At 62.5% G+C, this 21841-nt stretch carries 15 protein-coding genes and 1 tRNA gene; 1 reads left to right on the top strand and 15 read right to left on the bottom strand.

The window, feature by feature from the left end; translation table 11 throughout:
* From GSQ73_RS03160 to dtd, 13 genes are all read right to left on the bottom strand, one after another.
* Positions 1 to 2172: a formylglycine-generating enzyme family protein gene (locus GSQ73_RS03160; protein WP_158880911.1), complete on the bottom strand. Its 2172-nt coding sequence runs from the start codon at positions 2170 to 2172 to the stop codon at positions 1 to 3.
* A 32-nt stretch (positions 2173 to 2204) separates the two neighbouring features.
* Complete coding sequence (locus GSQ73_RS03155; protein WP_158880909.1) at positions 2205 to 3146, bottom strand: ribokinase; 942 nt, start codon at positions 3144 to 3146, stop codon at positions 2205 to 2207.
* A complete protein-coding gene (locus tag GSQ73_RS03150) occupies positions 3143 to 4456 on the bottom strand; it encodes a serine hydrolase domain-containing protein (RefSeq protein WP_158880907.1) in 1314 nt (437 codons plus the stop codon). The genes GSQ73_RS03155 and GSQ73_RS03150 overlap by 4 nt, the downstream gene beginning before the upstream one ends.
* A 68-nt stretch (positions 4457 to 4524) precedes the next feature.
* A complete protein-coding gene (locus GSQ73_RS03145; RefSeq protein ID WP_158880905.1) occupies positions 4525 to 6792 on the bottom strand; it encodes a TonB-dependent receptor in 2268 nt (755 codons plus the stop codon).
* Positions 6793 to 7107: 315 nt separating this feature from the next.
* Positions 7108 to 7992, bottom strand: a complete 885-nt coding sequence (locus GSQ73_RS03140; protein ID WP_158880903.1) for a LysR family transcriptional regulator — start codon at positions 7990 to 7992, stop codon at positions 7108 to 7110.
* 116 nt (positions 7993 to 8108) lie between these two features.
* Positions 8109 to 10493, bottom strand: coding sequence for a sodium:solute symporter (locus GSQ73_RS03135; protein WP_158880901.1), 2385 nt, complete (start codon positions 10491 to 10493; stop codon positions 8109 to 8111).
* Positions 10493 to 11350, bottom strand: coding sequence for a CoA ester lyase (locus tag GSQ73_RS03130; protein ID WP_158880899.1), 858 nt, complete (start codon positions 11348 to 11350; stop codon positions 10493 to 10495). The genes GSQ73_RS03135 and GSQ73_RS03130 overlap by 1 nt, the downstream gene beginning before the upstream one ends.
* 141 nt (positions 11351 to 11491) lie before the next feature.
* Positions 11492 to 14584 (bottom strand): PAS domain S-box protein, encoded by a 3093-nt coding sequence (locus tag GSQ73_RS03125; RefSeq protein WP_216844710.1) that lies wholly within the window; start codon positions 14582 to 14584, stop codon positions 11492 to 11494.
* Between the two features lie 390 nt (positions 14585 to 14974).
* Positions 14975 to 15202, bottom strand: coding sequence for a DUF2188 domain-containing protein (locus tag GSQ73_RS03120; protein WP_158880895.1), 228 nt, complete (start codon positions 15200 to 15202; stop codon positions 14975 to 14977).
* 608 nt (positions 15203 to 15810) lie between these two features.
* Positions 15811 to 15886, bottom strand: a tRNA-Ile gene (locus GSQ73_RS03115).
* A 1-nt stretch (position 15887) separates the two neighbouring features.
* Positions 15888 to 16154 carry a hypothetical protein gene (locus tag GSQ73_RS03110; protein WP_158880893.1) on the bottom strand — a complete coding sequence of 89 codons (267 nt, stop codon included), beginning with the start codon at positions 16152 to 16154 and terminating at the stop codon, positions 15888 to 15890.
* Positions 16155 to 16239: 85 nt separating this feature from the next.
* Entirely contained in the window at positions 16240 to 18114 is a 1875-nt protein-coding gene (rpoD, locus tag GSQ73_RS03105; protein ID WP_158880891.1) for an RNA polymerase sigma factor RpoD, read from the bottom strand.
* Positions 18115 to 18282: 168 nt separating this feature from the next.
* A complete protein-coding gene (gene dtd, locus GSQ73_RS03100; protein ID WP_158880889.1) occupies positions 18283 to 18723 on the bottom strand; it encodes a D-aminoacyl-tRNA deacylase in 441 nt (146 codons plus the stop codon).
* Between the two features lie 111 nt (positions 18724 to 18834).
* Here dtd and GSQ73_RS03095 point away from each other — a divergent pair, with 111 nt between their 5' ends.
* Positions 18835 to 19728, top strand: a complete 894-nt coding sequence (locus tag GSQ73_RS03095; RefSeq protein WP_158880887.1) for a lipid A biosynthesis acyltransferase — start codon at positions 18835 to 18837, stop codon at positions 19726 to 19728.
* A gap of 6 nt (positions 19729 to 19734) precedes the next feature.
* On the opposite strand, the gene GSQ73_RS03090 is transcribed toward GSQ73_RS03095, so the two are convergent.
* Together GSQ73_RS03090 and GSQ73_RS03085 are read right to left on the bottom strand one after the other, a co-directional pair.
* A complete protein-coding gene (locus tag GSQ73_RS03090; RefSeq protein WP_158880885.1) occupies positions 19735 to 20061 on the bottom strand; it encodes a BTAD domain-containing putative transcriptional regulator in 327 nt (108 codons plus the stop codon).
* The gene (locus GSQ73_RS03085) at positions 20058 to 21785 is read right to left on the bottom strand and encodes a glycosyltransferase family 39 protein (protein ID WP_158880883.1); all 1728 of its coding nucleotides are present in this window, start codon (positions 21783 to 21785) and stop codon (positions 20058 to 20060) included. The genes GSQ73_RS03090 and GSQ73_RS03085 overlap by 4 nt, the downstream gene beginning before the upstream one ends.
* Positions 21786 to 21841 lie beyond the last annotated feature (56 nt).

The raw sequence follows: 21841 nt of genomic DNA, 5'->3' as shown, positions 1-21841 counted from the left end.
TCAGGTCGCGTCCACCACGCAACGGAATCCGACGCAGCCGGAGCGATCCTTGCACGGCGCCATCAGCAAATATTTTCCGTGTTGATCGAGCCGATGCGCCTGCGGGAAATACCAGTGCGAGGTCTGCGGCTGATACGAACTGCCGCCGCGCAGGATCGCCGCGCGGGTGTGTTCGTCGACATATTCGTCGGTCCACTGCCAGACATTGCCGACCAGATCGAGCACACCGAACGGGCTGGCCCCATCGGGATGTGCATCGACATCGTCGGGCGCACGCAGCGTGCGCGCACGATTCGTCACCGGCACCATCGCATCGTTCCAGTCGTTGCCCCACGGATACAGACGGCCATCGCAACCCTGCGCGGCGTACTGCCATTCCCACTCGCGCGGCAGACGCTTTCCGGCCCATTGCGCATAGGCGCGCGCATCCTCGATCGACACCCACGTCACCGGCTTGCTGTCCCATCCCGCAGGTGGTGCATCATTTTTCCAGTGGCGCAGAAAGTTGTGTGCGTCGCGCGGATGCCAGCCGCTGGCGTCGAGGAACGCGCGGAATTGTGCGTTGGTCACCGGCGTGCGATCGATGTGGAAGGCGCGCATCGCGATACGCCGGCGATGGCCGCGACGTGCGCTGCCTTCCCACGGATACTGCACGTCGTTGCCTTCCCAGGTTTGTCCTTCTATCTCCACCCCACCGACTGCAAAATCGAAATCGCCAGCGGGAATCGTGAGCATGCCTTGCGGCGCTTCGACGACGGGTTTGGTAGGTTCGATGGACACCAGCGATTGCGGCAGCGAGTGCCACTGGTTCGACAGCGAACGCAATGGCACGGCAGACAGCGCGTGCATGCGCGCGAGAAAATCGTCGAGGCCATCGATGTTCCTGTTTGCAGAAACCGCCAGCAGCGCGCCGAATCCGCGCCCCTCGATGGCGAAGTCGAACACCGCTTGTTCGCCGTCGATGCGCGGCTGCAGAGCCCCGCCGCTCCACGCGTCGACATAGCGCGTGCCTTCGCGGTGTGGCACCGCAATCTGCTCGCCGGTGACGTCGTATTCGTTGCGATTGACCAGTGTCCACAGCGTCAGGCCATCGATGGGAAAACGGCTGGCGAACACACCGGCTTGCAGCGTGTGTTCGTAAGGCCGCCAGTCCATGCTGACCATCGCCGTTGCAAACTGGCGTTCGATCATCGCGATGCGGCGCAGCGTCTCCGCATCGCGCGGCGTGAGCTGGTTCCAGATGCCCCAGACGTTTTCCCAGGCGTTGTAGCCGATGCCGTTGAAGAAAATGTATTGCAGGTCGTGGTTGCGGTCGCGGCCCCAGCGGTTTTCGTAGTTGATCATGTGGCGCGGTTCCAGCCACTTGAACTTCGCCACCGGTGGAACGATTTCGTTCGGCGCTTTCTTGCCCCAGCTCTGCACATTCCAGATCAGTGCTTCTTCCGCGCTGATGGTGGATTCCGGCTGCAGCACCACCGGATGCCCGAGCGCATCGCAGGCATCGAAAAATGCGCGCGGCACGCCGTTGTAGGTATCACCGTTGATGCCGTCCGCGCCGAGCGCTTTCACCAGTCCGGCGATGGCGTTCCAGTCGTTCTGTTCCGGCGGACGCGTGCCGTTGTCCCACGGCATCGTCGGCAGAAACACGCGCACGCCGCGCCGGTGGAAATCGTCAACCGCACTGCGCAGGCCGTCGATGCCGCCGGGCAGATCGTGCGCGAGATCGCTCTTGTTGCGATCGTCGATGCCGATGTTGGGATAGACGAACCACAGCAGCACGCTGTCGATGCCGCCGAATCTCGCCTCGAGATCGTCGAGGTAGCGATCGACGGTATAGCGCCCCGCGACCGGATCGTGGAAATAGCGATCCTCGACCATCATCTGCGCGTGCACAAAGTTGCGCTGCGCCCATTGCAGTTCCGGTCGGCGATAGTGGGTGTCGTCGTAACCGATGCGCGTGAGGTGCTCGCGACGCCAGTCGATCAGCTCGGCGATCCAGTCGTCGCTGCTGCCATTGACGTCTGTTTTCCAGTGACCGATTTCCGCGAATGGCCAGCCCGGCGCCTTGCCCGGCGTTGGCAGATAACGCTGGGTGGTGACGTGCGAAAACTTGTATTCGTTCTTCACCTTCGGTGGCGCGTCGTCGCGGGGAGAATCAGGATCGGTGTTCATGCAGTGCGGGCTCGGGGAAGTGGGGAAGTCGATCAGTCGAAACCGCAGTACGCGGCGAGGTCGTCGGTGGACTGGCTCGCGGTGTTGGCGGCCAGCATGCTCTCGACTTCGGCATGCGCGGGCACGCCGGTCTGCGCACCCATGCGCGTGCACGCAAGCGCGGATGCAGCGCTCGCGCGACGCAAGGCTTGTGCGAACGGCATGCCCTGACTGAGGGCGGCGACCAGCGTGCCGCAGAAGGTGTCGCCGGCACCGGTGGTGTCCACCGCTTCGACTTTGAAAGCAGGTTGCAACACGTACTGGCCATCAATGCGCGCGCAGCATCCGCGTTCGCCCAGCGTCACCACCACGCATGGCACATCGAGTGCGGCGATACCTTTGGCGATGCGACGACGGACGCCGCTGAGTTCCGCCAGCTCGCCTTCGTTGACGATGAGGATGTCGATGGCCGACATCAGCGCGGCGGAAAGCGGATGCGCCGGCGCCGCGTTCAGCACCACGGAAACTTTCGCGTCGCGTGCTGCGATCGCCCACGCTTCGACGCTTTCCAGCGGCGTCTCCAACTGCATCAGCAGGTGCGACACACCGTCGAGCGATGGCAGGTGTTCGGGACGCAAGGAACTGTTCGCGCCAGGCGCCACGGTGATCGCGTTTTCGGCGTTGTCGGAAAGACAGACGAAGGCGACACCGGTCGGTTCGCTGTGCGAGCGGATCAGCTCGAGTTGCACGCCGGCATCGCGCAGCGAAGCTTCGAGTGGCTTGGAAAAATCGTCGTCGCCCAACGCGAGCAACATGCGTGTGGGCGCGCCGCCGGCGCGCGCGCAGGCGACGGCCTGATTCGCACCCTTGCCGCCGGGAAATGTTTCGAACGCACGCCCGAGAATGGTTTCGCCAGGCGCCGGTACATGCGCCGCGCGCACCACGAAATCGAGATTGGCCGATCCGGCCACCAGCACACTGCGTGCGCCGCTCATTGCAGCGCCTGGTAAACGAGGTCGTAGAAGTTGCGGCTGATGCGCGGCAGATCCTTGCCGCCATCATCGCGCGGCAGATGCTGCAGCATCAGGATCGCGACCAGATGTTCCTGTGGATCGACGGTGTAGTAGGTCGATGCCGCGCCGGTCCAGCCGAACTGGCCGTTCGAGCCGAGCTGCCCGCGCCGCGCCGCGTCGATCACCACCGAGCCGCCGATGCCGAAACCTTCGGCGTCGCTGAATTGCGTCACCGGCGGATTCAGCATGGTGAGGTGGTTGCGCATCATCAGTTCCACGGTTTTTCGTCCCAGCAAGGTGTGTCCGTCCAGCGTACCGCCGTCGAGCAGCATCTGTGCAAAGCGCGCGTAATCGGCGGCGGTGGAATACAAACCACCGGCGCCGCTGGTGTAGGGGTTGAGTGCCACGCCCGGATGCACGGCGCTCGGGCCTTTGGCGATTTCCAGATGGCCGTCCGTGTTCGTCGTGGTGATGTCGACCACGCGCCATCGTTGCGCCGCCGGCACGCTGAATCCGGTGTCGCGCATCTGCAACGGTTCGAAGATGCGTTGCTTCAGGAAGCTGTCGAACGATTGGCCGGAAACCACCTCGACCACGCGCGCCATCAGTTCGATCGATGCGCCGTCGTAACCGAAGCGCGTGCCCGGATCGGCAGCGAGCGGCACGCGGCTCATGCGTTCGGCGAAATCGCGCAGGTCGCTCGCGCCGTGCGGATCGATCCGTTCCATCCGCCGCGTGGCGATTTCCTCGTCTTTCAGCCCGGCCGGATAACCCGCCGTGTGCGTGAGCAGCGCGTGCAACGTCACCGGCTTGTCGGACGGCCGCAGCTTCGGCGCATCGACACTGCCGCCGATCAGCACCTGCGGATGATCGAAGCCGGGCAGGTAACGCGAGACCGGATCTTCCAGCGTGATCTTGCCTTCCTCGACCAGCATCATCACCGCGACCGACGTGATGGTCTTGCTCATCGAGTAGATGCGGAAGATCGAATCCGGACGCATCGGTTTGCTGCGCGCCAGATCACTATGGCCGTAAGCGCGCCATTCGATCAGCTTGCCGTTGCGGGCGATCAGCGATACCGCGCCGAGATAGCCGTGTTCGTCGGTGGCGCCATCGAGGAATTCGTGCAGTCGCTGCAGCCGTTCGGCCGAGAAACCCTGCGACGCGGGTGACGCTGGCGGCAGTGGCGACGCGGCCTGCGTTGATCGCGGAAGGCCACAGCAGAAAACGATCAGCGACAGTGCACACACAAGACGCGGTGCGATGCGGTGCCGTCGGGCAACGTCGATCATCAACGGGTTTCCTTCATGTTGCCGCGGCACGGCATGTATCCGTGCGCGGCCCGTTCCCGTCATGCCTTTCAGAACGTGATCGAGTACGTCAGCGAGGTGACCCGACCGCGGCCGGCCCAGTAATTCTGGTAGCCCGGCACCTGCGACCAGGTGAGGATGTATTGCTTGTTCAACAAGTTCTCGACACCGAGCGAGAGCTTGCCATAACGATACATGTCGTAGTCCACGCCGAGGTCGAACAGCGTGTAGCCATGGGTCTGTTCCTCATAGCTGAAGGTCTGGCCGTCATAGGCACGCGTGTCGCTGCCGGAGATATGCCGGCCGAACAGCGAGGTGGAATCAATCGTGGCGTCGGCGTTGGGCAGGAAGTTCCAGGTGAACACCGTCACGAACTTGTTCGGGCTGATGTTGTTGATGCCCAGCGGCTCCTTCAGTCCGCCGCCCGCATAGGCGCCGGCCGGGTCGGCACCCCAGAACGCGGTGTAACCTTTGATCTGCGAGTACAGCGCGTTGATCTTGAAATCGGAATTGAAGCGCCACTCGCCAGTGACTTCGGTGCCGGTAATGCGCACCGGCGCACGACTCAGGATGAAATCCGAGGTAGTCGGGCTGACCGACAGCGAGGCGCCGAACTTGGATTTGGAAATGTAATGCGTCGCGCCGAACGCGCCGTGTTCGCCGCGCCAGTTGAAACCGAATTCGTTGTTGTCGAACACGATGTCCTTCAGGCCGCTGATGCGATCCACCGACTGGCCCGGGATGTTGATATTGCGCAACGGGATGCCGACGTTCGGCAAGGTGAAGCCCTGGCTGTACGAGTAGTAGGTCGACCATTCGTCGTTGATGCGCCAGATGGCACCCAGGTTCTTGAGGTTCTCCTTGTACTTCAGGCTGCCGCCCTGGACGATCACGCGGTTGTTCGCCCAGGTCGACTGGTACGTGTTGACGTCGAGCTTGTCGTCCTCATAGCGCCAGCCGCCACTGAGCGTGACCGGGCCGACATCCCACGAGAGTTGCGCATAGGGCGCGAGGCTCTTGTAGTTCATCGGCGGCACCCACAGGCGATCGGTCAGCGCCAGCCGCTGCTGCGCCTGATCCTTGCCGATGTCGACGCCACCATGCAGCTCCAGGCCGCTGACGTTGAACAGTTCATCGCGTGTCCACGAAGTGCGCAGGCCTTTCTTGTGTGCGTCGATTTCGGACTGGTCGAACAGCGTGCCGACCGGTGCGATCAGCGGATCCTGTTTCTCCGGTGCGTTCTCCGGCAGGAAACGCATCTGCTGGTCGGCCTTGTATGCCGTGACGTTGAGCGTGCCACCGAAGAAGTTGGTGTTGTCGTATTCCAGTGCGTACTGCGCGAAGTCGTTGAACGCATCTTCCGAACCGTTGATCTGGCCACGCACCGACGTGTTGGTGACCGGCGTGGCGCACGGTGGATCGTCGGTTGGCCCGCGGCAGCCCAGCACCTGGATGTACTTGCCCTTGCCGTTGATCTGGAAGTGGCTGTAGGTGGCCTGCAGGCGTTGCGTGTTGTTGTCGCCGAAATTGAAACCGCCCTTGAAGAACAGGTTCTTGGTTCGCGAATCGGCCAGCGAGCCGCTGGTATTCATGCCGATGCTGCGGCCGTTGCCGTCGTAGCTGAGGCCACGATCGATGTACGAGGCGGCGAACAGCATGTCGAACTGATCGTCCTTGTGCGTGAAGGTGAGCCCGGTCTTCCAGCTCTCGCTGTCGTCGTGGCCCTGGGTCTGGTAACGCGTGGTGAAAGTGGTCTGGTTGCCGTTCTCGGTCGGCACCTTGGAGATGTAGTTGATGATGCCGCCGGCGGCGCCGATACCTTCGGAAGCGGAGGGACCGTTGATCACCTCGACGCGGCCGATGATGCCCATGTCGGTGAACGTGGCGCTGCGGTCGCCCTCGCGCAGCGGCGAGCCTTGCGGAATGCCGTCGAACAAACGCAGCGGCTCACGGCCGCGCAGGGTTTCGCCGCTGTTGCTCATCGCCTGCGAGGATTCGGAATAGCCCGGCACCTGCTTGGACAACACGGCCGTCGCGTCTTCGGTCACCGCCAGCGTGTGCTGCACTTCCTCGGTGGAGACCACGGTGATCGCGCCGGGGATTTCGTCCACCGCCTTGGGTGCACGCGTGCCGGTGACGATGACTTGGCCCAGGTTGGCGGCCTTCTTTTTGTCCGCGTCCTGCGCTGCCTTGGCATCTTTTGCCGGCGCCGTGCCGGTGGCCGGCGTCGTGCTCGTGGTGTTCTGTGCATGCACGCTGCCTGCAAAAACGGAAACCAGCAGGATGCTGCTGATCGCTGCGGAAAGTGGCTTGATCATGTCGTGTCTCGTGGTTGTTCTAGGTGGCCTTGGCCGGCCGAGATGGCCAACCTGGTCTTTTTTGTGCCGAGCAATCTTGTCGCGCGTTGAACGTCGTGCCGCATGGTCGAAAGGGCGACGTCCTCCCCGACGTCGGACAACCCTTGCTTGATTTTGAGCGAGCCTATGCGCTTCGCAGCGTGGGTAGAACTGGCGCGGACTATGTTCAGAGACTAGTTTTTGTTGCTTACCGATGACGCGCGCAGATGCCGCTTTGCAGCATCGGACGTCTATCGCATCGAATTCGTTCGCAGTGAAAAAAAGCGCCCGCGCGTGTCAGCGCGGCGGCTTGGCTTTCATCGCCTTTCGGCTTTCCTGCAGGAACACCGTGACCAGCCGCACGCGCACGCTGGAGCGCGACCACACGATGCCGATGCGTCGCGGCACCGCAGGGCAAGGCAATGGAATGCGCGCGAGATTCAGGCCTTCGGGCCAAGGCTGCGCCCAGTCCGGCACGAGTGATACGCCGAGGCCGCGATCGACCATCACGGCGATCGCGTTCAATGCGTTCAGTTCGAAGCGCTCGCGCGGCACGATGCCGTTGATGCGCATGTATTCGTCGGCCTGGCGTCCACCCCACTGATTGCGGTCGTAGCGGATCAGCGGTTGCGTCGCGAGCAATTCATGCGGGTTGCGATCGGCCATGCTCGATGGCGCCAGCACGATCAGCGGCTCCTCGCGCAGCAGTTGCCATTCGCAGGTCTTGGGCAGCGCGTAAGGCGCCTGCAGCACCATCGCTGCGTCGAGGTCGCCCGTCTCCACCGCGCGATAGAGATCGGCCGAATAGCCCGGCTTGATGAACACGTTGATCTGCGGAAAGGTTTCCACCATCAGCGCCAGCACGTCCGGCAACATGCCGGCCAGAGCGGTAGGGCAGGCACCCAGGCGAAGCTCGCCGGACACACCGTTTTCGTTCGCCACGCTGCGCAGGTCGGCCACGTTGCGCAGCAGGTCGCGCGATCGTTGCAGGATGCGCGAGCCTTCTTCAGTGACGCTTACCGTGCGACCGACACGGGCGATGAGCGTGGCGCCGATCTCGCGCTCCAGCGTGCGGATCTGCTGCGCGACGGCGGCAGGCGTGATGTTCAGCACGCGTGCGGCGGCAGCCATCGAACCCTGGTCGACGATGGTGATGAAGGTATGCAGGAACTGGGTATCCACGGCGTCTCACTGTTCAGGCGGCGCAGTCCTTGCGTTGCGGTCCGTGCACAGACGGCAAGTCATGATCGCATCTGCGGTGCGCTGGCGCGGGTGCCGGAAGTGATTGTCGCGCCATCTCAATGGCCTTCATCGGAATAGATGGTCAGCCCTTTCAGCGAACGCGTCGGCGCCGGAAAGAACAGGCTCGCCACATAACCGATCACGATGCACAACAGGATCGAGATCGCCAGGTAGAAATACGGATGCACCAGCTTGAACCACCACGCCACCAGGGTCAGGCAGATGCTGGCGCCGATGCCGATGGCCACGCCCGGCGAATTGGCGCGGCGGGTGAACATGCCCAGCGGGTATGCACCGGCGAAGCCGCCGCCGAGCAGCCCCGCCAGTTCGATCGACACGTCGAACAGCGAATGCACATCGAAGCGCGAAAGCAGTAGCGCGAGACCGATGCCGGTGAGGCCGACCATGATCGTCATCGCCTCGGCGAAGAACACGCTTTTCTTCTGCGAGGAATCCTTCACCAGGCGGTCGTAGAAATCCACCGAGATCAATGTCGCGACGCTGTTCATGATGCCCGACAGCGTCGCCATCGCCGCGGCGAAGATGCCCGCGATGATCAGCCCGGTCACGCCCATCGGCAGCTCCGCGGCGATGAACAGCGGAAAGGTCGCATCGATCGGCAGCAGCGGATTCATGCGCTCCGGGTGCGCCTTGTAGAACACGAACAGCGCGGTGCCGATCATGTAGAAAATGAAGCCGCCGGGAATCATCATCGCGGCGAACATCCAGATCGAACGGCCGGCTTCCTTGTCTGACTTGGTCGACAGCGTGCGCTGCATCAGCACCTGATCCTTGGGGAACGTGAGCACCACGTCGAACAGCACCAGAAAAAGGAAACCCCAAACCGTCGCCTTGGTCAGGTCGAAGCTGAAATCGAACAGGTGCATCTTGTGCTCGGCCATCGCGGTGGACATCATTGTTTTCACGCCGCCATGCAAGCCGTACGCGATGAAGCCGATCGCGAAGATCGCGCCCCCCATCTTCACGATCACCTGCACGAAGTCGGTCCATATCACTGCCTTCATGCCGCCCATCGCGGTGTAGATGATGGTGAAGCCGCCCATCAGGATCACGCTCCAGGTGACACTGATGCCGGTGATGGTGGAAATCGCGAGCGCCGGCAGAAACAAAATCACGCTCATGCGGCTGCCGAGCTGGGTGAAGATGCACAGCGCGCTGGCGAGCATGCGGATGCCGGGATGGAAGCGTGTTTCCAGATACGAGAACACCGACATCAGGTCGAGCCGGCGCAGCAGCGGCACGATCCACACCGCGACGAACATCAGCCCGAACACGGCGATCAGATTGTTGGTGAGGTATTGCCAGTTGCTCTCGAACGCCTTCGCCGGTATCGCGATGAAACTGATCGAACTGGTGTTGGCCGCGTACAGGCTGACGCCGGCGGCCCAGAACGGAATGCTGCGGCCACCGACGAAAAAGCTCGAAGTGGAATTGCGTTTTTCGCGCACGTAGAAAAACAGCCCGATGCCGATCATCGCCGACAGGTAGACCACGATCACCAGCCAGTCCAGCCAGCGCAACAGATGCTTCGTGGTCTGCACGCTCGCGTAGCCAAAATCGAAAAGCGAGCCGTCGGTGCTGCGTTGCGCCCAGAACATGCCGTCGGTCCATGCGCCGGTGACGGTGGTGTCGCCCACGGTCGCGCCGGGCAGCACGGCCCACGCACTGGTGATCATCTGGAACGTCATCAGCTTCGACGGGCCACTGCCGGCAGCATCGCGAACGAGATACAAGGCGTTCGCCTGCCCGAGAATCTGCCCGGAACCGGCGACGATTTGCCCAGGCACGCGACCGCGTTCCGTCCAGCCGGTGCCGCTGTTCCAGCGCAACAAATGTTCCGTGCCGCCCGCGACATCCTTCACTGAAAGCAGCACGGCCGACGAACTGGCGATCAACGATGTCGGCGGCTGCGCACCCGGCCAGCCGGCGATCGCACTCCACGCCGGATGCTCCGCTGTCGGGTTGTACTGCAACAGCTGCGCCTTGCCGTTTGCGCCGATGCCGGCGATGGAAAGCGTGTCCGACGACCACGTGCCGCGCGCGTCGCGGAGTGGCGCGGGCAGTGAAATCGGCGCGTCGATATTCAATGCGCCGTTGGCGAGATGAAGCCGCGCCACGGCCGAGATTTCATTGTCTGTCGCATCGAGCAGTAGCCACGCACTGCTGCCGCCTTCGACGACCTGATCGAAACGCGGCGCGCCGGACGGCAACGACAACGGCGTCCATCCCTTGTGCGCGTCGTCGAGTCGCCAGGCTGCGTTGTCCGACAACGCAATCGGCGTGCCGTCGACCACCATGATGCTGCGCAACGGCGTGGTCGACGCCAGCGAAGGCAGCCGACCGCTGTTCAACGGCGCGAGGCTTTGCGCGTATAGCGGCGTGGCGATCGCCATCAGCAGCATGCAAAAAAAGGCGCGCATCAGTTCGATTTTCGCGATGCGGCAAGCAGGACTTGCGCGCGTTTGAGAAAGGGCAGGTCGATCATCTTTCCATCGACCACGAAGGCACCGTTCGACGAACGTCCCGGCGCGTTCGCGGCATCGACGATGCGTCGCGCCGCTTCGAGTTCGTCATCCGTCGCTGCGAAGACCGCATTCGCAAGCGAGACCTGCCGCGGATGGATGCAGCTCTTGCCGACGAAGCCCAGCCCACGCGCCATGCGCGCTTCTACGGCATAGCCTTCATCGTTGTCCAGCGTGGCGAACGCGCCGTCCATCGCGAACACGTTCGCCTGCGCCGCAGCCATGCGCAGCGCAAACATCGACGCGTGCACATGGCGTGCGTCGGTGCGGTCGATGCCGTGCGGTTCGAACAGGTCGCCCAGCCCGAGTTGCAGCCCGGCCACACGTGGATGCGCGCCGGCGATCTGTGCGGCATGCGCCAGCGCCAGCGGCGTTTCGATATTCACCAGCAGGCCGATCGGTTGCTTCACGCCGTTCGCGTGCTCGGCGTTTTCGATCATCGCGATCGCACGGAGCAATGCTTCCGGCGATTCGATCTTGGGCAGGTTGATCAGCGTGACATTCGGCAGCGCGACCGCTGTGATGTCTTCCGCGAAATGCGCCGAGTCCGGCGCGTTGGTCCGCACGATGATGAGCTTGTCCGCATGCGTGACGTCGTCACTGGCGACGAACCGCGCGACAGTTTCGCGTGCCTCGGCCTTGCGAGCTTCGACGACGGAATCCTCCAGATCGAATGACAGCGCATCGGCCTCGCCGGCCAGCGCCTTGGCAAACAGCTCCGGCCGCGCGCCGGGCACGAACAATTTGCTACGCATGGGACTGGTCGGTCTGCGTCCTTGTCATGAGCGCCAGTGTGCGGCATGAATTCGCGCGAATCGAGTCGCGGCGACAGGTTCAAAAGATAGATTTTGTGTTGAGCGACAAAAGGCGCCTGAAGCGCGCCGCGGTTCAATCCGCTACGACGTCAGCCGCCTGATTTCGCCCATCAGTTCGGCTGCGCCGTAGGGCTTGAGCAGCGTGCCTACCTTTCCTTCCAAGGGAATCGCCTCGTCGCTGAGTTGCCCGGTTGAAAACACGACAGGGAGATCGGGAACGATTTGCCAAAGCCGTTTCGCCAGTTCGATGCCGGAAATATCCGGAAGGGTGATGTCGGTCACCAGTACATCGAAACTGTCGGTGCGGAAATGTTTTTCGGCGACGGATGCGCGCGGCGTGCCGACGACATGGAACCCTTTCGCCTCCAGCATTTCGTGGGTGGCGATCCGGATCAGGTCGTCGTCTTCGCATAGCAGGACACGAAGCGGCCGTACCGTTTTCGCATCGGCAGAGATCGTTGACGAAAGACCGCCAAGAATCGGCACCGCGTCCAACCGGGCGGCTGCGTTGCGTTGCGCCTGAGCGGCCAGAACGGAGCGGACTTTTCGCGCCATGGTTTCGCTGGTGTAGGGCTTGCTCAGCAGGTCGACGCCTTCGTCCAGCCGTCCACCGTGAACGATCGCGTTCTGCGTGTAGCCGGATGTGAAGAGCACGGCCAGTTCGGGCAACTGCTTGCGCGCCAGCCTTGCGAGATCGGGGCTGCGCAGGTCGCCGGGCATCACGACATCGGTGAACAGGAGATCGACACTCGCGCCGCTCTCGATCACCGCAAGTGCCTGGCGCCCATCGCGCGACTGCAGCACGCGATAGCCGAGATTGCCCAGCAGCGCGACGACGGTTTCGCGCACGGCGTCGTCGTCTTCCGCAACCAGGATGGTTTCGCTGCCACCTTCGACCGGACCGGTGGCGCCGCTGACGATCACTTCTTCGGACTTGGTTGACCGTGGCAGGTAGAGCTTCACCGTGGTGCCGTGACCGGGCTCGCTGTAAATCTTGATGTGGCCTTCGGACTGCTTCACGAAGCCATGAACCATCGACAAGCCGAGGCCGCTTCCGCGTCCTTCGGCCTTGGTCGTGTAGAACGGTTCGAATACTTTTTCGAGCAGCGATGCGTCCATGCCGCAACCGGTGTCGGTCACGGCGACCAGCACGTACTGGCCGGCTTTGGCATCCAGATGATTCTGCACGTACGCTTCGTCGAGCCAGGCGTTACCGGCTTCGATGGTGAGCCGACCTTTGCCATTCATCGCATCGCGCGCGTTGATGGCCAGGTTGAGCAGGGCGTTTTCCAGATTGCCCGCGTCGATGAAGGTGTTCCACAAGCCACCGGAGATCACCGTCTCCAGTTCGATTTCCTCACCCAGTGATCGGCGCAGGAGATCGTCCATGCTGCGAAGCAGCCGCGCAGGATTGACCGCGCGCGGAGCCAGCGGCTGACGCCGACCGAAAGCGAGCAGCTGCGAGGCGAGCTTTGAGCCACGCGCGACACCGGCCATCGCGTTGTTGACCCGACGCGATGCGCGCTCGTTGTCCGCGATGTCGTCGGCGACCAGCTGGAGATTGCCGCTGATGACTTGAAGCAGGTTGTTGAAATCGTGCGCCACGCCGCCGGTCAGATTGCCGATGGCTTCCATCTTCTGACTCTGGCGAAGGGCTTCCTGTGTCCTGACCAGGTCCGCCGTGCGTTCCTCGACGCGCCGTTCCAACTGCACGGCCAAATCGGACATGGCCGCCTCCACTGCTTTCTGGTCTTCGATATCCGCGTTGTTGCCGACCCAACGCTCGATGCTTCCATCGGCATGGAAAATGGGCACGGCGCGAACGCTGTACCAGCGGTAGCTGCCGTCGTGGCGACGCAAGCGGAATTCGGTGTTGTATGGCTGACGGCTGACGAGGGATTTCTCCCATTCCGAGAGAGCGCGGCCGATATCGTCCGGATGCAGCATGGCGGTCCAGCCGTCGCCATCGAGCGATCCCGGCTGCGTGCCGAAGTAGTCGTAGACGCGATCATTGAACCAGTTGAGCCTTCCTTCCCGGTCCGCGGTCCAGATCTGGTTAGGCATCGACTGCGCCAGCTGGCGAAAGCGCTCCTCGCTCTGGCGCAGGTTTTCCTCGGATCTTTTCCGCGCCGAGATCTCGACGAACAGCACGGCGAAACGTTCTGCGTCCATGCGTCGCGCGCGCGCTTCGAACCAGCGATTTCCGAGGCCCGGCGTGTGGATTTCGAATTGCCTGGGAATGCCGGTGGCCAGCACTTCCGCATACGTCGCGATCGTCACGTCGTCGATCGAGGGCACCAGTTCGCGAATGGAATGGCCCACCGAGTTGGCGGCATCCAGCCCCGTCTGCACGCCGAATGCCGGGTTGATTTCCAGGATCATGAAATCGACCATTTTCCCCGAGTCGTCGCGAATGGCGCTCGCGACAAAAAAGCCTTCCTGCATGCGCTCGAACAATTCGCGCCAGCGAAACTCGCTGCGTGCCGTGGCCTCTTCGGCTTCCTTTCGCTCGGTGATATCCATCGCGATGCCGATGTAGCGTCGCTGCTGCGTCACACCTTTCAGGAAAGGCTCGCCGCGTCGCGCGATCCATTTGATCGCGCCGGTTTTCGGATCGACCCGCCGGAATTCGGAATACCGGATCGGATTGGCCGCGTCCAGGCGCCCCGGCCCGAGCAGCCTGCGATCGTCCGGATGAACCAGGTCGACCAGCAGGGAATCGGTCACCTCCACATCCGGCGGCAAATCCCAGATTCGGCGGTATTGAGCCGACACTTCCATGCGACCTGTTTCGGGAAACCACTCGAACGTTCCGACGCCACCGATTTCCTGCGCCAGTTTCAGGGTCTCCTCGGCAAGCACTTTCGTAGTGGTTTCCTTGACGATCGCGAGCACGCCCACCGGCGTGCCGGAATCGTCGACGAGCGGGCTGTAGTCGAGCGTCAGCCAGACGTCCTCCGGCTCGCCCTTGCGCATCAGCACGAGCGGTTTGTCATCGTAGTTGAGCGTGCGGCCGGCCAGACCTTCGCTGAGCACATGCGCGTTGAAGTCGGCGACTTCGGGCCATCCTTCGAGGACATTCGAACCGAGCAATGCCGGGTGACGGCCGCCGGCGAAATCCTGATAGGCGTCGTTGTAGATCATGACCCCGGTCACGCCCCAGAGCAGCGTCATCGGGACATCCGATCTCAGGATCAACGACGTCGTGAACCTCAGCTGTGGCGACCACCTCGAGATATCGCCCAAAGGCGTCAAGGACCAGTCAAACGCGCGGATGAGTGCGCTCATCCCGACAGCGGGCCCTAGAAATGCCAGCGGGTCGACGCCTTGCGAATCTTGCATCGTGAAATCCCCGGCCCGCCTCGGGCCAACCGGCGCATATTACGTCAACCGCCTGCGATGGTTTTGTGTTTGCCGAGTCGACGGCCGCATTGTTTCAAGGCGAAAAATCCTGCGGAAAAAACCAAGATTCTTTTCGGCCGAGTTACCCGCTTCGGTGTCGAGTCGCAGCTCCGCGGGCACCGATGTCCGAGCGACGCTGGTCGCCGCGTTGCGCGAAAAATTCTATTTCACGGGGAGCAGATCAGCCGTAAACAGCCGCCACTGACCATCGGCTCCTTCGACACAGAGATAGCTCTCGTCGACGGCCTTGGTGCGTTGCACTTTTGCAAGATTCACCGCGAACGCGAGCGCCTGTTCACGTGATCCGAAGCGCTTCTCGCCATCGCCAGGAACGGGAACCGTCCAGCCGCGAGTTGCATCAGGTCGGAAAGGTATCTCGATCAATTTCACTTCGGAGCCCGGCGTGATTCGACAGGCGCAACCTATCTTCCGGGTAGTGAACGACCGGTCGAGATGCGATGGAGTAACCATCGCATGGGATACACGCAGCGATGGACGTGGTGTGGACAGTGCGAACGCACGAATGCCATCTGCCGATCGTCGTCCAACGACTGGAGCGTTGATGACTCGCCGAACAGCAGCCGTGATAGACGGGGGCCGCCGTAGACGAAGGCATTGATGAGGATCAGAAACCCCTGATCGCTACCGGCGGCTGGAAAGCGCAGCAGCACAGGCTGCCAGACAGGCGATGACGCCGACGCATTGGCTGGCAATCGACGCGGCGCGCGTGGCAGCTTCGTCCGGATCGTTGAACTGCCGCGGAAGCTTCGGCAGCACGCTCAGGCGAGCTGCGCGGGTGAACGGCTGGATTAATCTGTACGGTTTCCATGACGCGGACTGTGATCACCTGCTGCCGACGTTCGACGCAGTCCATCGCAGCGTTCGCGACTTACATCAAACAGTCATCTGCTGACCGTCTGCCATGCGTTGCCTGAAGAAATCGCGTGGCGGAACCCTGGGTGCGCATCGGCGTAGATCGTCCGAAATGGCGCTGTGTATGGTGGGCCCACGAGGACTCGAACCTCGAACCAAAGGATTATGAGTCCTCTGCTCTAACCATTGAGCTATAGGCCCTTTACGGCCGGCAAGTGTAGCGAATGGTCGCGGAAACGACGATGGGGGTTTTTTCACATTGTTGGGCGCATGCTGCAGCTCGGCCCACGAAAGGAGAGGCGGCATGAAGCGACTGTTGATTGCGGGATTGATTGCTTTTGGCGTGATGATCGCGGCACCGACATCGGCGCAGGTTCATCGCGTCGTGGTGGTGCATCATCCGGTCCACCACCGGATCGTCCACCATCGTCCACCACCGCCGCGGCATCATCGCCGGCACGTGGTCCATCACCCGATCCATCATTGATCGGGTGAACTAGACCAAAGAAAACGCCCGCGAAAGCGGGCGTTTTCTTGTGCAGCCTTGTCGCGATTTATTCGACGTCGAGGAACGAACGCAGCTGTTCGGAGCGGCTCGGATGACGCAGCTTGCGCAACGCCTTGGCTTCGATCTGGCGAATGCGCTCACGGGTGACGTCGAACTGCTTGCCGACTTCTTCCAGGGTGTGATCGGTGTTCATGTCGATGCCGAAGCGCATGCGCAGCACTTTGGCTTCCCGCGGGGTGAGGCCAGCGAGCACGTCGCGCACGGTTTCCATCAGGCCGGTTTCCGTCGCCGAGTCGATCGGCGAACTGGCGTTGCCGTCCTCGATGAAATCGCCCAGATGCGAATCCTCGTCGTCGCCGATCGGGGTTTCCATCGAGATCGGTTCCTTCGCGATCTTCAGCACCTTGCGGATCTTGTCCTCGGGCATCTCCATTTCCTTGGCCAGTTCCTCCGGCGTAGCCTCGCGGCCGAACTGCTGAAGCATCTGACGGGAAATGCGATTGAGCTTGTTGATCGTTTCGATCATGTGCACCGGAATGCGAATGGTGCGCGCCTGGTCGGCGATCGAGCGCGTGATGGCCTGGCGAATCCACCACGTGGCGTAGGTGGAGAACTTGTAGCCGCGGCGGTATTCGAACTTGTCCACGGCCTTCATCAGGCCGATGTTGCCTTCCTGGATCAGGTCGAGGAACTGCAGGCCGCGATTGGTGTACTTCTTGGCGATCGAGATCACCAGGCGCAGGTTGGCCTCGACCATTTCCTTCTTGGCGCGACGGGCCTTGGCTTCGCCGCTGGCCATGGCGCGATTGATGTCCTTGATGTCGATCAGCGGCAGGAACAGCTTGCGCTCGATGCTGGCGAGCTTCTCCTGCTCTGCATCGATGGTTTCGCGATGCGTTTTGATGTTCGGCGACCATTTCTGGCGCTTGCGGCTGAGTTCGGCCACCCACTCGAGATTGCCCTCGTTACTGGGGAAGGTCTTGATGAACTCGGCCTTGGGCATCTTCACCTGCTTGACGAAGATGTCCATCAGTACGCGCTCGTGGTGACGGATGTCGTTGACCACTTCGCGCAGCTTGCGCACGAAACCGTCGATCAGCGCGGACGGCAGCTTGAGCTTGAGGAACTCCTCGGCCATCTGGTCGCGCAGCTTGACGATTTTCTTGTCGAGAATGCTGTCGGCTTTTGGCGCAGCCTTCTGGAATTTGCCGTAGTAGTCGCGCAGCAACTCCATGCGACGCTTGACCTCTTCCGGATCCGGGCCCGTCGGGCCGGCTTCTTCTTCCTCTTCAGTCGCGGTCTCATCGTCTTCGACTTCGGCCTCGTCGTTCGGATCAGGCTCGGGCAGCAGTGCAGCGGCCGCTTCCTTTTCCTTGCGCGCGAGATCGGCCGCTTCTTCCAGATCGAGGAAACCGGCGAGGATTTCACTGAGGCGGCGCTTGCCGTCCAGATGCTGGTCGTATTCTTCCAGCAGCAGCTCGATGGTCAGCGGGAAGCTGGCCAACGCAGTCTGCACCTGGCCCAGACCCTCCTCGATGCGCTTGGCGATCGCGATTTCGCCCTCGCGGGTCAGCAGTTCGACCGTGCCCATTTCGCGCATGTACATGCGCACGGGATCAGTGGTGCGGCCGACTTCGGCGTCCACGGCGGACAGCAGAGCGACAGCTTCTTCGGCGGCGGCTTCGTCGTCGGTGCTGCTGCCGGCCTTGTCGGCCAGCGGATCGGCATCCGGCGCGGCATCGTGCACTTCGATGCCGACGCCCTTGAGCACCGCCATGATGTCTTCGATCTGCTCCGGATCGACGATGTCGTCGGGCAGGTGATCGTTGATTTCGGCGTACGTCAGATAGCCCTGCTCCAGACCCTTGGAGATGAGCGCCTTGATTTCAGACTGTTGCTCGTGGGGAGCTTTGCTATTCATTAACCGACCGCCGAGGGGTTCAAGAACCGGACATTATAGCGATGTGCTGCTTTTTTGACCAGATTTCAAGTGGAAAAAGTTTCGGGGAGAGACGCAAAAATCACGCCAGCGCAAGACGTTGCAGCGCGCCTTGCAGGCTCGGCCACCGAAGGGCCGTGTTCGCATGAGTCAACGGGTGTCGAGCCAGAAAGTGACGGGTCCATCGTTGACCAGCTGCACCACCATATGGGCACCGAAGCGCCCGGTTTCCACCCCCGGATGCGCGATGCGTGCAAGTTCCACCAGACGATCGAACCAGTGCCGGCCGTGTTCGGGCGTGCCGGCGGTAGTAAAGCTCGGGCGCATGCCCGAATGCGTATCCGCGGCCAGCGTGAATTGACTTACCAGCAGCAGGCCGCCACCGATGTCGGTGAGCGAGCGATTCATCCGGCCGGTGTCATCGGAGAACACGCGGTAGCCGAGCAGGCGTTCGAGCATGCGTTTTGTCTGTGCTTCGCCGTCGTCCGGTTGCACCGCCACGAGCGCCAGCAAGCCGGGGCCGATCGAGCCGACGGTTTCGTCGTCGACATCGACGCGGGCGGAAAGTACGCGCTGGATCAAGGCAATCATGTCGGTACGCATGATGGACGACGATGCAGCTTAAGTCCGTCGCTGCATCGGCGAAAGCGCCGTACGCCTGATCACGGACAGCTCGTTCATCGGCTCCCGTAAACTGCGCGAATGCGCGCCGACATGGTTGTCCTCTATCTTCTTCTTCGCCTGCTGGCATTGCTGCCTTTGCGCGCGTTGCATGCATTCGGTGCTGCGCTTGGCCGGCTTGTATTGTGGCGCCGCGGCAGGACCGCGCAGAACACGGCAGTGAACATACGTATCACAAGGCCGGAACTGGACGAAGCGGCACAGTCTTCACTGTTGCGAAAAGTCATGGAGGAAAGCGGCAAATCCGCTACCGAAATCGTCAAGGTCTGGGGCGCAGGCGCCGAGCGATCGCTGGCGCTGATTCGCGACGTGCAGGGCGAGGCATTGCTGGATGCGGCGCTCGCGGCGGGCAAGGGCGTAATCATCGCGGCGCCGCACCTGGGTTGCTGGGAAGTCTTGAATTACTGGCTGTGCCGCAAAATGCCGATGGCGATTCTCTACCGGCCACCACGGATCGCCGCGATCGAAGGCCTGTTGCGCAAGGTTCGCGGCGCGCTGGCACCGGAGCAGGTGCGCGCCGATGGTGCGGGCGTACGCACGCTGTACAAGCGGCTTGCTTCCGGCGGAACGGTCGGGATTTTGCCGGACCAGAAGCCGCGTGCCGGCGAGGGTGAATTTGCACCGTTCTTCGGACGCGACGCGTTGACGATGGTGCTGCTGCCGCGACTCGCCGTGCGCACCGGCGCAACGGTTTTGTTCGCCTTCGCCGAACGGTTGCCACGCGGCGCGGGATATCGCGTCCACTTGCTTCCTGCGCCAACGGGCATCGCCGATACCGATCTCGTGATGGCGTGCGCAGCTCTCAACCGCGGCGTGCAGAATTGCGTCGAACTCGCGTTCGCGCAGTATCAGTGGCAGTACAAGCGCTACTCGGCCAGCGACCGGATTAGCCCGTACGATCGCGAAAACGGTTAGCGCCGGCTACGGCGCTGTTTTCTCCAGCCGTCGCAGAAACACGGTCATTTCCTTTTCGGCCTGCTTGTCGCCGCGTTGTGCGGCAGCTGCGATGCCACGACGCCACGCGTCCATCGCGTCCGCGATCTGGCCGCTATCCAGCAGTGCCTTGCCAAGCAATTTCCACGCTGCCGAATAGACCGGATCGAAAACCAGTGCGCGCCGCAATTCGTCGATCGCCGCTGCGCCGTCGCCAGCGGCGATCAGCGCATTTCCAAGCGAGAAACGCAGCAACGCGCCGTCGCGCGGGCCACCGCGCTGGCTGCGCAGGCTGACGATCAGCGAGGCATTCATGGCCGGCTGCGGTAGCGCCAGTCGTTGGTCGGATAGACCTGGGTAGGCTGCGGCAAATCAGGCGGCGTGAGGCCGTTTTTCAGATCCGCCAGCGATGCGGCCGGCCACACCACGATCCACGACGAACGAAACGGCTGCACCAGCAATGCGTAGCGCAGGTCGTTGGCATCGAGTTTTTCCGGATGCGCCACGATCACGCCATCGGGATGCGCGCGCGCGAAATCTTTCACGGCCTGATCGTTGAACAGCTCGGTGATCGGTTGCGTCAGGCGACCTTCGAAATGGAATTGCCCTTCGTAAGTACCGACGTTGCCGATCGGCCGATTGGCTGCTTCGGCTGCGCCGAGCAACTGCGCCGCCGGCCGCAAGTCGTAGTGCTGCCATAGCGTGAGCGTGAACAGCGTGTTGAGCGCGAGCGCGCCGATCAGGCCGGCGAAGGCCAGCCGGCGAAGTTCGCCGCGACCACGAAGCAACAGCAGCGAACCCAGCAGCAGAAACACCATGCTGAAATAGCGGCTGTACGGCGCGGCCGTATCGAACCATTCGCCATGCAGGTGATTGCCGTTCACCAGGATCGGCAGCAGAAACAGAAACACGCCGAAGCCGATGCCGCCGATGCCCAGCGGCCATGTTCCGAGCCATCCGCTTTCGGACGACCACGAACTACGTTCGCGCAGCATTGCGATGGCGCCAGCCATCAGCAGAGCAGCGCCGCCGAACTCGGGCAGCGGGTAGTACCACTGCTTGCCGCTGATCAGCGAAAACAGCACAAAACTCGGCACCAGCCAGCACAACGCGAATCGCAGGCCCGGTTCCAGCGGCCGACGCAATGTGGCCAGTGCGACCCAGACACGCGGCCAGCCGCTGAAGGGAAACAGCAGCAACGGCAGGCCGATTACGTAGAACCAGATCGGCCGCGCGTGGCTTTGCAGATCCTTCACTTGCGGCAGGCCATTGACCACGCGGCCGGCCGTCTGCGTGAAAAAAAGTCGGTGGCGATATTCGTCGCCGCCGGCGAAGCCCGCGGGCAGAGCCCACGCCAGCATCATCGCGCCGCCGAGCAGAATCGACAGCACACCTGCGCCATACCAGCGCGCGCGATGCTGTCGCGCCCACTCGTTCCACATCGGCCCGAGCAACCATGGAAACACCACGTGCAGCAGCATCACCGGGCCCTTGGTCAGCAGGCCCAGGCCGATGCAGATGCCGAACAGAATCCAGCGTGGTTCCGTGCGCCGCGACTTTGGCGTCAGACACAGCAGAGCGGCCAGCACGAACACCGCCAGCAGCACGTCGTACATCACTTGCAGGCCGAACAGGAACGCGTAGCCCAGCGCCAGCAGCATCCACGGCGCCGCCTTGGTCATCCATGGGCGAGACGGAAAAAGGCGCCGCGCCAGCATCGACACGAGCACCAGCTGCGCGCCGCCGATCAGCACTTCGAGAACGCGCGGCCACACATCGGTGACACCGAACACGAACCATCCGGCCTGGATCAGCCAGAACAGCAGTGGCGCTTTTTCGCTGTAGGGCTGGCCGTTGATGTGTGGCACCAGCCAGTGGCCGTGGCTCCACATTTCCCACGCGACGGCGAGCGTGCGGGTGGAGTAGAGCGGCATCGGACCGTGCGAAAACATCGCCAGCAGCGCCACCAGCATCCACAACGGAAGCCACGGCCATACGGCGCGCAGATGTTCGGAACGGCTATAGGTGCTGACGGACACAGGCGGATCCCCGGCGAATATCGAGCAATTCTAGCCTGCGCCGATCAGCCGGCGTC

This window comes from Rhodanobacter sp. L36 (assembly GCF_009765755.1).
Lineage (GTDB): Bacteria > Pseudomonadota > Gammaproteobacteria > Xanthomonadales > Rhodanobacteraceae > Rhodanobacter.
Note: the sequence above shows the minus strand (reverse complement) of the source record. Positions and strands in the feature narration are given on the sequence as shown.